14 protein-coding genes are annotated in these 12,121 nt (G+C 68.8%); 8 read left to right on the forward strand and 6 right to left on the reverse strand.

Annotation, left to right across the window (positions count from 1 at the left end; genetic code table 11):
- Positions 1 to 45: 45 nt before the first annotated feature.
- Entirely contained in the window at positions 46 to 1,128 is a 1,083-nt protein-coding gene (locus tag EV648_RS19050; RefSeq protein ID WP_132293076.1) for a LacI family DNA-binding transcriptional regulator, read from the forward strand.
- Positions 1,129 to 1,164: 36 nt separating this feature from the next.
- On the opposite strand, the gene EV648_RS19055 is transcribed toward EV648_RS19050, so the two are convergent.
- A complete protein-coding gene (locus tag EV648_RS19055) occupies positions 1,165 to 1,800 on the reverse strand; it encodes a TetR/AcrR family transcriptional regulator (RefSeq protein ID WP_241995364.1) in 636 nt (211 codons plus the stop codon).
- Positions 1,801 to 1,862: 62 nt separating this feature from the next.
- Between EV648_RS19055 and EV648_RS19060 the strand changes: the two genes are divergently transcribed.
- The 6 genes from EV648_RS19060 to EV648_RS19085 are packed head-to-tail and all read left to right on the forward strand — an operon-like array spanning position 1,863 to position 7,373.
- The gene (locus EV648_RS19060) at positions 1,863 to 3,122 is read left to right on the forward strand and encodes an acyl-CoA dehydrogenase family protein (RefSeq protein WP_132293193.1); all 1,260 of its coding nucleotides are present in this window, start codon (positions 1,863 to 1,865) and stop codon (positions 3,120 to 3,122) included.
- The gene (locus tag EV648_RS19065; protein ID WP_132293196.1) at positions 3,119 to 3,922 is read left to right on the forward strand and encodes an SDR family NAD(P)-dependent oxidoreductase; all 804 of its coding nucleotides are present in this window, start codon (positions 3,119 to 3,121) and stop codon (positions 3,920 to 3,922) included. Before EV648_RS19060 ends, EV648_RS19065 begins: the two co-directional genes overlap by 4 nt.
- Positions 3,922 to 4,986: a phosphotransferase family protein gene (locus EV648_RS19070; protein WP_132293199.1), complete on the forward strand. Its 1,065-nt coding sequence runs from the start codon at positions 3,922 to 3,924 to the stop codon at positions 4,984 to 4,986. The genes EV648_RS19065 and EV648_RS19070 overlap by 1 nt, the downstream gene beginning before the upstream one ends.
- Positions 4,987 to 5,670, forward strand: a complete 684-nt coding sequence (locus tag EV648_RS19075) for a histidine phosphatase family protein (RefSeq protein WP_132293202.1) — start codon at positions 4,987 to 4,989, stop codon at positions 5,668 to 5,670.
- Between the two features lie 9 nt (positions 5,671 to 5,679).
- Positions 5,680 to 6,429: an SDR family oxidoreductase gene (locus EV648_RS19080; RefSeq protein WP_132293205.1), complete on the forward strand. Its 750-nt coding sequence runs from the start codon at positions 5,680 to 5,682 to the stop codon at positions 6,427 to 6,429.
- Complete coding sequence (locus EV648_RS19085; RefSeq protein WP_132293208.1) at positions 6,429 to 7,373, forward strand: LLM class F420-dependent oxidoreductase; 945 nt, start codon at positions 6,429 to 6,431, stop codon at positions 7,371 to 7,373. Before EV648_RS19080 ends, EV648_RS19085 begins: the two co-directional genes overlap by 1 nt.
- A gap of 4 nt (positions 7,374 to 7,377) precedes the next feature.
- On the opposite strand, the gene EV648_RS19090 is transcribed toward EV648_RS19085, so the two are convergent.
- Complete coding sequence (locus EV648_RS19090) at positions 7,378 to 7,782, reverse strand: SRPBCC family protein (RefSeq protein WP_132293211.1); 405 nt, start codon at positions 7,780 to 7,782, stop codon at positions 7,378 to 7,380.
- Between the two features lie 52 nt (positions 7,783 to 7,834).
- Here EV648_RS19090 and EV648_RS19095 point away from each other — a divergent pair, with 52 nt between their 5' ends.
- Positions 7,835 to 8,245, forward strand: a complete 411-nt coding sequence (locus tag EV648_RS19095; protein ID WP_132293214.1) for a MarR family winged helix-turn-helix transcriptional regulator — start codon at positions 7,835 to 7,837, stop codon at positions 8,243 to 8,245.
- 33 nt (positions 8,246 to 8,278) lie between these two features.
- On the opposite strand, the gene EV648_RS19100 is transcribed toward EV648_RS19095, so the two are convergent.
- The 4 genes from EV648_RS19100 to EV648_RS19115 form a co-directional block, all read right to left on the reverse strand.
- The gene (locus EV648_RS19100; protein WP_132293217.1) at positions 8,279 to 8,974 is read right to left on the reverse strand and encodes a hypothetical protein; all 696 of its coding nucleotides are present in this window, start codon (positions 8,972 to 8,974) and stop codon (positions 8,279 to 8,281) included.
- Positions 8,975 to 9,041: 67 nt separating this feature from the next.
- Positions 9,042 to 9,464, reverse strand: coding sequence for an MmcQ/YjbR family DNA-binding protein (locus EV648_RS19105; protein WP_132293220.1), 423 nt, complete (start codon positions 9,462 to 9,464; stop codon positions 9,042 to 9,044).
- A 34-nt stretch (positions 9,465 to 9,498) separates the two neighbouring features.
- On the reverse strand, positions 9,499 to 11,385 hold the full coding sequence (locus tag EV648_RS19110; protein WP_132293223.1) for a cell wall metabolism sensor histidine kinase WalK: 1,887 nt from the start codon (positions 11,383 to 11,385) through the stop codon (positions 9,499 to 9,501).
- On the reverse strand, positions 11,375 to 12,088 hold the full coding sequence (locus EV648_RS19115) for a response regulator transcription factor (protein ID WP_132293226.1): 714 nt from the start codon (positions 12,086 to 12,088) through the stop codon (positions 11,375 to 11,377). The genes EV648_RS19110 and EV648_RS19115 overlap by 11 nt, the downstream gene beginning before the upstream one ends.
- Positions 12,089 to 12,121: the final 33 nt, after the last annotated feature.

A 12,121-nucleotide genomic window follows, 5' to 3' on the forward strand; every position in this document is an offset into this window, starting at 1 on the left:
TGGCGTGGTTTACAGTGGCGAGCGTGAAACAAAGCGATGTAACAAATGCCTAGCCAGGAACTGGTCGGCCGCGTGGGCGGGGGAGGTGTTCGGGCGACGGTGCGGGATATCGCGGCGGAGACTGGCGTCTCGATCGCGACCGTTTCCCGGGTGCTCAACCAGAGCGGCAGCGTCGCTCCGCGGACCCGCGAGCTGGTGGAACAGGCGGTCGAGCGCCTTGGCGTTCGCGCGCCCAGTCCTCGAGGCGGTTCGCCGAAGCCCGTCGGTGGCGCGGTGTTCGTCCGCTGCCCCTACGTCCTCACCGACTACTTCGGCCTGATCGTCTCCTCGATCGCCGAGACTCTCGACCGCCACGGCCGCCAACTCGTCCTCAACGCCGGGCAAGGCGCAGCCGGAGCGCAGGTCCTGCCCAGACTCCTTACCGACAACGGCCTGGCCGGGGCGATCCTGATCCTCCCGCCGGAATCGGCCGACGACCTGGTCCGCCTCCGCTCCCGGCGCTTCCCCTTCGTCGTGGTCGACCCCCGTACTGCGTTGCCGCGCGACATCGCATCCGTCTCGGCCGCGCACTTCGCCGGGGCGCGCCAGGTGACCTCACATCTGGTCGGCCTCGGCCACACCCGCATCGGTGTGATCGGCGGGCCGCGGGAGTGGCTGGCCAGCGACGCGCGCCTGAGTGGTCACGCTGCCGCGCTGGCCGACGTCGGCATCCTCCCCGACCCTGACCTGGTCCGGCCGGTCGAGCCGACCACCGAGCAGGGTCGCCGCGCCGCGGGGCAGTTGCTCGACCTTCCCCAGCGTCCGACCGCGCTGGTCGCCTTCAACGACAAGGCCGCCGTCGGTGCGCTGCAAGCGGCGGCCGAGCGAGGGCTCAGCGTCCCCACGGACCTGTCCGTCGCCGGCTTCGACGACATCGACCTCAGCCGCGCCACCTTCCCGACCCTCACCACCGTCCGCCAACCCCTCCAGGAGATGGGCCGGATGGCCGTCAGCCTCCTCATCCGCCTCCTGGACCGCCACGAACTCGAAGCCCTGCACATAGAACTAGCCACCGAACTGGTCATCCGCGACTCGACCGCCCCGCCCCGCCCCGCTGAGGGTGCCGATAGCCGGTTGTTCGACCTGTAGCGCCTTACAGCGGACTAACAACCTGCTGCCAGTGGTTCAGAGGGTGCGGAGCCGGTGGAGGGCGTCGACGAAGTGGGTGACGAGCTCGTCGGGGGTTGACGAGCGGGAAGACTCGGGGAGGCCGGACCATTCGATGGCGAGGTCCTCGACATAGGCGAGCCAGGCGTGGACAGTCAGCCGCACCGGTGAGGCGGGTCGGGCCGCGGCCGCGGAGTCGCCGAGCAGGTCGAGGACGCGGGTGGTGAGAGCGGCCCGGGTCTCGGCGTAGACCTCGACGACGTACACGTCCCCGCCGGCGGCGCCGCGGACGAAGGAGATGTACGAGTCGCGGCGCCTGCTGACGAAGGCGACGAAGGAGAGCAGCATCTGCCGCAACTGCTCGTCGGGGGGCAGGGCCGGATCCGGTGCGGTGACGCGTAGCAATCTGCGGCCGGCGGCGCTCATCACGGCGATGTAGAAGTCGCGCTTGGTCGGGAAGTAGTGGAAGAGCAGGCCGCGGGAGATGCCCGCCTCGGCCGCGACGGCGTCGATCGACAGGTCGTGGATCGGCTGGGTGCGGAGCATCTGCAGCCCGATGCCGACCAGTTGCTTGCGACGATCGTCCGCGCTCAGTCGTCTCCGCCTGCCGTCGGCTGCCTCCCCGGCAGCTGGCGGTGCGTCTCCGGCTTTCACGCTATTGAGCATTGCTCAGTAACTGCGCTACCGTCAACAGGAGTCGAGGTGAGGAGCAGCTGATGGGTTTCGAGCCGTCCGCCAGGGCGCAGGAGTTGATCGGCAAGGTCGAGGCGTTCATCCGGACCGAGATCGAACCTGTCGAGCCCGAACTGCACGCGGCCACTCGCGCCGCGGCCGACCCCTGGCAGCCGCAGCCCGCCTTCAAGGAGCTGCAGGCGAAGGCTCGCAAGCAGGGCCTCTGGAATCTCTTCCTCCCGCCGGCCGAGCCCGGCAACGAGAGCTACGGCGAGGGCCTGAGCAACCTCGACTACGCCCCGATCGCCGAGCTCACCGGCCGATCGTTCCTCGCGCCGTACGTGTTCAATTGCAACGCCCCCGACACCGGCAACATGGAGGTCCTGCTCCGCTACGGCTCGGCCGAGCAGAAGAAGCAGTGGCTCGAGCCGCTCCTCGACGGCGCGATCCGCTCGGCGTTCTGCATGACCGAGCCCGACGTCGCGTCGTCCGACGCCACCAACATGGCCGCCACCGCGATCGTGGAGGGCGACGAGGTGGTCATCAACGGTCGCAAGTGGTGGAGCACCGGGGTCGGTCACCCCGACTGTGAACTGCTGATCTTCATGGGCCTCACCGACCCCGACGCCCACCGGTACGCCCGCCACACGATGGTCCTCGTACCGCGTGACACCCGCGGCGTGAAGGTCGAGCGCCTCCTCCCCGCGATGAGCAGGTACGACGAACCGCACGGCCACGGCGAGGTGTCCTTCACCGACGTCCGGGTGCCTGTCGCCAACATCCTGGTCGGGCCGGGTCGCGCCTTCGAGATCGCGCAGGGCCGGCTCGGGCCGGGCCGGGTGCACCACTGCATGCGGCTGATCGGCCTCGCGGAGAAGTCACTCGAGCTCGCTCTCCAGCGCGGCACCAGCAGGAACGCGTTCGGCAAGCCACTGGTCAACCTCGGCGGCAACCGCGAGCGGATCGCCGATGCCCGGATCGCGATCAACCAGGCCCGCCTGCTGGTGCTGCAGACCGCGCACCTGCTGGACACCCAGGGCCTCAGGGGCGCGCTGAGCGAGGTCAGCCAGATCAAGGTGGCGGTACCGCGGATGGCGCAGGACGTGATCGACATGGCGATCCAGTTGCACGGCGGTGGCGGGCTGTCCGACGACTACCCGCTGGCCGCGGCCTGGACGAGTGCCCGGGCGCTCCGGCTGGCCGACGGGCCCGACGAGGTGCATCGTGGAGTGGTCGCCAGGATCGAGCTGGCGAAATACCAGCCGAAAGATCAGCCGGGGGATCACCCGAAGGAGTCGAAGTGAGCAGGGTTCTCGTCACCGGCGGAGCCAGCGGACTCGGCGCCGCCCTGGTCGCCCGCTTCGTTGCTGATGGCCACCAGGTGCTCAGCACCGACCTGGCAGCGGAGTCACCCGCGGCCGGCGGAGCGCAGTACCGGCAGTTGAACGTGCGGGACGCGAATGACTGGCAAGCGGCGGTGGCGTGGTGTGAGGAGAACTGGGGTGGGCTCGACATCCTGGTGAACAACGCCGGCATCGCCACCGGTGGCCGGATCGACGTCGAGTCGCTGGACGAGTGGGACCGGGTCGTCGACATCAACCTGATGGGTGTGGTCCGCGGCTGCCGGGCGTTCACGCCGCTGTTCAAGAAGCAGCGCTCCGGGCACATCGTCAACACCGCCTCCGCGGCTGGTCTGGTGCACCCGCCGATGATGAGCTCGTACAACACGGTCAAGGCGGGCGTCGTCGCGCTGTCCGAGACGCTCTCGCACGAACTCCACCCGTACGGCGTGACCGTGTCCGTCGTGTGCCCGTCGTTCTTCCGGACCAACCTGGCGGACTCGATCCAGGGCGACGACACCGAGATGGGCGCGACCGCTCGCCGGCTGATCGAAAAGTCTCCCCGTACCGCGCACGACATCGCCGCGGGCGTGGTCGCCGGGATCAAGAAGAAGCAGTTCCTGATCATCCCCGACCGGCCGGCGTTGCTCGCCTGGCGCACCAAACGCTTCGCCCGCCCGCTGTACGACCGCCAGATGCGCAAGATCGCCGCCCGGGCCAGGGAGCGTGCGGAGACCCAGGTGCCGTCAACCGGAGAGCGGTGATGGCGGTAGAGCACAGCGCGGTGCCAGGTGCCCGGGAGGTCCGGGACGAGGACTCCTTCGACGTCGCGGCGGTCGACACCTGGCTGCGGGTGCAGACAACGCTGCCCGAGGGATTGCCGGAGGTTCGGCAGTTTTCTGGCGGTGCGTCCAACCTGACCTACCTGCTGCGCTACCCGGGGCATGACCTGATCCTGCGCCGGCCGCCGGTGGGGACGAAGGCGAAGGGCGCGCACGACATGGGGCGGGAGTTCCGGATCCAGCAGGGGCTCGCGCCGGTGTTCCCGTACGTACCGAAGATGGTTGCTCACTGCAACGACGAGGCGGTGCTCGGGTCCGAGTTCTACGTGATGGAGCGGATCGCCGGCACCATCCCGCGGCGCTCGGAGCTCGGCGTGGACCTGACCCCGGAGCAGATCCGGCAGCTCTGCCACACCCTGATCGACACGTTGGTGGATCTGCACCAGGTGGATCCGGCCGCCGCCGGGCTGGCAGATCTCGGGCGCGGCGAGGGGTACGTCGAGCGCCAGGTGGCCGGCTGGTCCGCGCGGTACCGCAAGGCCAAGACGTGGAACGTGCCGAGCTACGAGCGGGTGATGGCCTGGCTCGAGGCGAACCGCCCGGCCGACGTACGGATCTGCGTGATCCACAACGACTTCCGGCTCGACAACGTGGTGCTCGCACCGGACGACGCGCTGCGGGTGGTCGGTGTGCTCGACTGGGAGTTGGCGACGCTCGGGGATCCCCTGATGGATCTGGGCAGCGCGCTCGCGTACTGGGTCCAGGCGGACGACGACTGGGCGTTCCGGCGGTTCCGCCTGCAGCCGTCCGACGTACCGGGGATGGTCAGCCGGGACGAGATCGTCCGCTACTACTGCGAGAAGTCCGGCCTCGAGCCGGCGAACTGGGCGTTCTACGAGGTGTTCGGCCTGTTTCGGCTCGCGGTGATCGCCCAGCAGATCTACTACCGCTACCACCACAAGCAGACCCGGAACCCTCGGTTCAAGAACCTGTGGCTGCCGGTCAACCTGCTGGAGCGGCGCTGCCGCCGGATCATGGGCCGCTGAGTGCCGACCATCTACCTGATCCGGCACGCGCAGGCGTCGTTCGGGCGCAGCGACTACGACCGGCTCTCGCCGCAGGGCGAGCAGCAGTCCGTCCGGCTGGGCGAGGCACTCGCGGCGCGCGGCGTGAAGCCCGATCTCGTCGTCTCCGGGGCGATGCGCCGGCACACGCGGACCGCTGAGCTCGCCCTGCAGACCGCGGGCCTCACCAACCCGGTGGTCGTCGACGAGGGGTTCAACGAGTTCGACCACGACCAGGTGATCGTCGCGCACAAGCCGGCCTACAAACGCCGCGCAGTACTGCTCGCTGATCTGGCCCGGACCGGTCAGCCGGCGCGTGCGTTCCAGGACATGTTCGGCGCCGCGACCGAGCGCTGGACCCGCAGCGACGGCGACGGTTACGCCGAGTCCTTCCAGACGTTCTGCCGCCGCTCGGAGGACGCGGTACGACGTACTGCGGATCGACTGGGCAAGGGGGAGACCGCGGTCGTGTTCACCTCGGGTGGGCCGATCGCGGCGGCGGTGAGCCGGTTGCTCACCGGCACCGACGGCCTGTGGCTGCGGCTGAACCCGGTCACCGTCAACACCGCGATCACCAAGGTCGTCTCGGGGCGCAGCGGGCTGACGCTGATCAGCTTCAACGAGCACGCGCACCTCGACGGCACCGACATGCTCTCCTACCGATAAGGCGGTCCGATGCGACGCAACATCCTGATCACCGGGGCGAGCTCGGGACTCGGTGCGGAGATGGCCCGCCAGTTCGGGGCTCTCGGCCACAACCTGGTGCTGACCGCGCGCCGGGAGGACCGGCTGAAGACACTGCAGGAAGAGCTGACCGCCAGGCATTCCGGGATCAGCGTGATCCTGCACCGGCTGGACGTGACCGACCACGATCAGGTGTTCGAGGTGTTCCGGGCCGCGGAGGCCGAGCTGGACGGCGGACTCGACCGGATCATCGTGAACGCCGGCATCGGCAAGGGCGCGCCGCTCGGCACCGGCCGGTTCGACGCGAACCGCGAGACTGCGATGACGAACTTCGTCGCCGCGCTGGCGCAGGCCGAGGCGGCGATGGAGCTGTTCCGAGCCAAGGACGCCGGGCACCTGGTGATCATCTCGTCGGTCGCCGCGCTGCGGGGTCTGCCGAAGACGGTGACCACGTACGCCGCCACCAAGGCCGCCGTGGCGACGTTGGCGGAGGGTCTGCAACTGGAGCTGCTGGGCAAGCCGATCACCGTAAGCGCGATCTACCCTGGCTACATCCGGTCGGAGCTGAACGAGAAGGTGACCAGTACGCCGTTCATGGTGGACACCGTCAAGGGCGTTCGTGCGATCGTGAAGGCGATCGAGGCGGAGAAGGCGAAGGCCTACGTACCGCCGTGGCCGTGGGTGCCGATGGCAAGGTTCCTGAAGTACGCGCCGTTGCCGTTGCTGAAGAGGATGATCTGATGCGCTGGGGTCTGACCGTTCCACTGACCGGGGTACCGCTGCGGCACCACCGTCCGCTGGTGTCCGAGCTGGCTTCGCTGGGCTACACCGATGTGTGGTCGGCCGAGGTAGCCGGCGCAGATGCCTTCACGCCGTTGGTGCTGGCGTCCGAATGGGACGAGCGGTTGCGCCTGGGGACGGCCGTAGTACCGGTACACACTCGCGGGCCGGCTGCGCTGGCGATGAGTGCGGCGGCATTGGCCGAGCTGGCGCCAGGGCGGTTCGTCCTCGGCATCGGGGCTTCCTCGGAGACGATCGTGACCGGCTGGAACGGCATCGCCTACGACCCGCCGCTCGCCCGCACCCGCGACGTACTGCGCTTCCTGCGGCAGGCGTTCGCCGGGGAGAAGGTGGACGGGGAGTTCGACAGCTTCACGATCAACCGGTTCCGGCTGGAGAAGGCGCCGGAGATCCCACCCGCGATCATGCTCGCGGCGCTCCGGCCCCAGATGCTGCGACTGGCGGCGCGGGAGGCGGACGGCGCGATCACCAACTGGCTGTCCGCCGACGACGTGCGGCAGGTCCGCGCCGAACTCGGTGCCGACAAGGAACTCGCGGCGCGGATCTTCGTCTGCGTCACCGAGGACGCGGAGATGGCCCGCAACATCGGCCGCTTCCTGATCGCCACCTACCTGACCGTCCCGGGCTACGCGGCCTTCCACGACTGGCTCGGGCGCGGCGAGGCGATGAAGGAGATGCGCGACGCCTGGGCAGCCGGCGATCGCAACGCGGCGATGGCGGCGGTACCGGTCTCCGTCATCGACGACCTCATCGTCCACGGCACCGCCGCGGACTGCCGCGCGCAGATCAATCGCTACGTGGAGAACGGCCTCGACACCCCGATCATCGCCGCGCTTCCAACTGGTACAGATCTATTGGACACCGCCAGGGCTCTCGCTCCCTGAGGTATCAGGGCTGTTCCTCCTCGCAGAGCGCGCGGACAGCTTCCAACTCACCCTCGACGATGGCCATCTGCTCCGCGACCGCGTCGTCTGCCACTTCCCCGGGGAACATCAGCGTGAACTGGTACTCACTGCCCGCGCCGTTCGGCAGCACGCGGGTGAACACACCCTGGTTCTCGGCGGTCAGCAGGTCGACGGTGCCGTGGTCACGCGAGGTGCGCACGGTGAGGCGGGTTTCACCCTGGTCGTTCTCGAGGATCCAGTCGTCACCCTCCACGCGAACGGCACGGGCGACCCCTGGAGCCCAGCGCGGCAGGGCGGCGGGATCGGTCACCAGTTCGAAGACGGCTTGTGGCGATGCGGCGATCGAGATGGACCGGGTTCGGGCAGTCAACAATGAATTAGTAGGCATCTGCCGATGATATGCGTCTGCATACCATTTCTCAAGTCCTATCATCCGAGGCATGGAACGTGAAGAGCTGGGATCGCTGTTCGGGCGGATCACCCGGCGGCTCATCGCTGCCGAGGGCCCGCTGCTGGACGGTCACGGACTCTCGATGTGGGGCTACAGCGTGCTGTCACAACTGGCTCGGCAACCTGGGATCAACCAGCTGACCCTCGCCACCGCGATCGGGTACGACAAGTCCCGGTTGATCGCGCTGCTCGACGTGCTCGAGCGAGACGGCTTGATCGTCCGCGAGCCCGACCCGGCGGACCGCCGGAATCGCCAGGTCCGGTTGACCGCCGCGGGTCAGGCGCGGCACACCGCGGTGCAGGCCGACATCCGCGCGATGGAAGACGACCTGCTCGGCGAACTGACCGCTGCCGAACGACGTTCACTGATCAGCATGCTGGGCCGCCTCGCCAACGGGTGACCAGGCTGTTCCTTGCCCTCGGCATCGACCGGATCAGCGCGGGGCGAGCTGGAAGACCCGGACGCAGAGTGGTTCGTTGCCGAGCTTCTGGACCAGGACCAGGCCGCTGACGGCCGAGCCCTTGGTAGTGCCCGAGACGGGAACGATGAACGTCGTCTGCTGACCGATCGAATCGCCGGCGGTGAGTTTGGTCGGCGGCGCGATCCACTGCTCGATCAGGGTCGGGAGCAGCGCCTTCGTGTTCGCACAAGCGAGGGCGGTCGCGGCAGCGGGGTTGTTCGCGTTGAGCTGGGCAACGAACCGCCTGGCGAGCTCGGCCGGGTCACCCGCGGCCTTCACCGGCGGCTTGCTCGTCGGCAGCTTTACCGTCTTGGTCGGCAGCGGCGGAGACACGGACTGCACCGGCGTCGGAGTACCGGCCGGAGGCGCGACCGACGTCGCCGGCGCTGGATCCGGTGAGGAGGCCTCGTTGTCGCCGGACACCAGCCCGAAGGCGAGCACACCGCCGATACCGAGGATCGCGATCAGGAAGACCAGCGTCAGGATGATGATCAGGCCTGCACGGTTCTTCCTCGGCGGGCCGCCGTAGCCGGGGGCGCCCCAGTTCGGACCGCCTGTGCCGGTGCCGCCCGGATGATACGGCTGCTGTTGATAGGGCTGCGGCTCCCAGCCGGGGTTAGGGCGATCCTGCGGCCGGGAAGCGTCCGGCCCGGGCGGTGGGTAGCTCACAGCTGACAGTGTCGCAGCGCGAGGTTCATCCGCCTTACGTCGAAACGCGTGGGCAAGTGCGCGCCGGTCAGCTGAGGCGGTGTTCTTCCAGCCAGGTGGTGGCTCGGCGTTTGGAGGCTCGGGAGAGCCAGGCGTCTTGGATCACTTCGGTCAGCTCCTGGCGGGTTAGTTCGCCGAGATGGCTGGCTCGGACCAGGACGGACGGGTGGCCGTTGAAGTGTGGGGTGGTGAAGAACGGGTTCGACTGGTCCGACACGAGGGCTAGCTTGTCGTCCGCGGAGGGCACCCAGATCACGATGACGTCGTCGTACCGCTCACCGGTGTCGGGGTCGAAGGCGTCCGGGCGCGGCGTACGGAAGAAGACGAAGGACTTGCCGCCGACCTGGTAGACGGGGTTTCCGGAACCGCCCTGCTCGACCGTGACGTGGGGCATCCCCAGCGCCACCTCGTGCACGTCCGCGACGCGCGCCTTCCGGGTCCGACCGGCCATTGGCGCAGTCTAGTGCCGCTGGTCCGCGCTCAGGTCAAGCCTTGTCGGGCGGGAACGGGCGGCTCGGCAGGTGGATGGTGAAGGTGGAGCCCTGGGAGGGCTTGCTGGTGACGGCGATGGTTCCCTGGTGCGCCTCGACCAGGTGCTTGGTGATGGCAAGGCCCAGCCCGCTGCCACCGGTCGTCCGGCTGCGGGAATGCTCGGCCCGGTAGAACCGGTCGAACAGATGCGGGAGATGCTCCGTGGCGATCCCGGTCCCGTTGTCCACGACCGTCAGGTTGTAGCCGTCACCTGCCCGCCGTACGCCGACCACCACCTTCCCGCCCGACGGGGTGAACCGGATGGCGTTGGAGACCAGATTCCCCAGCGCCTGGCGGACGCGGGCGTTGTCCACCACGGCGGGCGCCGGCCCGTTCACCTCGGCGATCAACGTGACCTCGGCTGCTTCGGCGGCCGGCCGATGAGCCGAGACCACCTGCTGCGCCAGCTCGGAGAGATCTCGCAGCTCGGGATGCACCCGGAGCTTCCCGGCATCGGCGAGAGCCAGATCCTGCAGATCCACGACCAGGCGCTCGAGCAGCCCGGCCTCTTCCAGCAGCGAGCTCACCAGCGCCTGGTCGAGGGCGACCACCCCGTCCTCGGACGCGACCAGGTAGCCCTTGATGTTGGCGAGCGGTGTCCTCAGCTCATGGGCAACATCGCTGACCATCGCCTTGCGCTGGTGATCGTGGTGCTGGATCGACTCCGCCATCGCGTTGAACGCGTGCCCGAGCCGAGCCACTTCATCCTTGCCGGTCACCGGAACCCGGGTGGCGTGGTCCCCGTTCGTCATCCGCTGGGCGGCACCCGTCAGCGCCAGGATCGGCCGGACCAGGCGGCGCCCCGCGAACACCATCACCAGCGCCGCGACGAGGAGCACGCCGAGCGCGGTGGCCGCAGTACGGAGGAGTCCTTCGCCGGAGAAGACGTTGAACGCGTTCTTGGCCCCGAGGTAGAGCCGCGCCTCCGGAGCGACGTACGGCGTGAGCGCGTCCGAGCGCGCCTTCGAGGTGCACTCGATCATGGTCTGGGAGAACGGTTGGTCGGTGTTCGCCGGCACCACCGTCTGCAGGCCCGCGGGTTTGTAGGAGCTGAGGGAGAAGGGCTCCCCGGCTGCCTTCAGGCAGGAGACGGCACGCCGTACCTCGTCCTGGTTGATCATCAACGCCTTGGCACTCGGGGCGTTCAGCTCGGCCGGCATGCACTCGTCGTCGACCGGGGCGGTGCCGACCTTCATCACCTGCGTGACGGACATGCCATCGACGGTCCCCCCGGACTCGACGATCACTTGCGGACCCTCGCCGCCGCCCTTGGAGACCGTCGCGGTGGTGCCCTTGGACTGGTAGCAGGCGACCGCCTGGTCCGCCAGCCGGTCTCGCTCGCGGCGTTCCTGATCGGTCAGCCCCCAGCTCGGGGACATCAGGTACGGCGCGCTCATCATCACCCTGGCCTCCGCCTTGCCCGGCGGCATACGGTTGGTGGCCATCGCCGCGGACGCCTTGGTGAAGAGCGCGTTGCCCTCGTTGCGCACGTCGATCGTTGCGGCCGGCATCGAGGGGAGCTCGGGACCGGCGCCGAGCAACCGGGCGGAGTCGGCGATCACCGTGCCGTCGGGGTCGGTCACCGCGATCCGCCGGCCGGTCTCGTCGGCGAGCTGCTTGACCACCTTGTCCACGCCGGACCAGGTCGGGTGCTCGCCGGCGTACTCGTTCAGCCGGCTGTAGATCTCGCCGTCGGTCTGCAGCTGGGAGGCGTTCTCGGCGATCTCGCCCTGGAGCTTCTCCGAGGTGCTGTAGGTGGCGATCACCGCGGTCGCGATGACGGCGCCCAGGGCGACCGCGAGGGACAGCCCGAGGAACCGGAGCAGGACACTACGACGCATCCGAGGTCACCACCTTGTCGGCGAGCTTGTAGCCCACCCCGTACACGGTTTTCAGGTACGCCGGGCTGGCGGGTTCCGGCTCGATCTTCTTGCGCAGGTTCATCACGTGCACGTCGATCGTCCGGTCGAACACGTAATGGTCGAACCCGAAGGCATGCTCGAGCAGTTGCTGGCGGGAGAACGCCCGCCCGGGGGACGCGGCCAGGCAGGCGAGGATCTTGAACTCCGCCGGCGTGACCTCGACGAGTTCGTCGTCCAGCCGTACTTCGTGCCGGACCGGGTCGATCTCCAGCCCGCCCACCCGGTACACCTCGCCCTCGGAGCGGCTCCGGGTACGGCGCAGTACGGTGCGGACCCGGGCGACGAGCTCGCGCGGGTTGTACGGCTTGGTCAGGTAGTCGTCCGCGCCCAGGTCGAGGCCGAGCAGCAGGTCGTCCTCGGTGGAGCGGGCGGTCAGCATGATGATCGGGACATCCCCGCCACCCGCGCTGTCGGCCCGCAGTACGCGGCAGACGTCGAGGCCGTCGACCTTCGGCATCATCACGTCGAGCACCAGCAGGTCGGGGCTGCGCCGGCGGGCCTCGTCGATGGCGGCCCGGCCGTCGTGCACCACGACGGTCAGATGGCCCTCTCGCTCGAGATAGCGCCGGATCAGCTCCGCCTGCTTCCGGTCGTCTTCGGCGACGAGGATCCGGGCTGGCATGCAACGACCATGACTGATCTTCATGAGATTTCG

The sequence above is a fragment of the Kribbella sp. VKM Ac-2568 genome (genome assembly GCF_004345365.1).
Lineage (GTDB): Bacteria > Actinomycetota > Actinomycetes > Propionibacteriales > Kribbellaceae > Kribbella > Kribbella orskensis.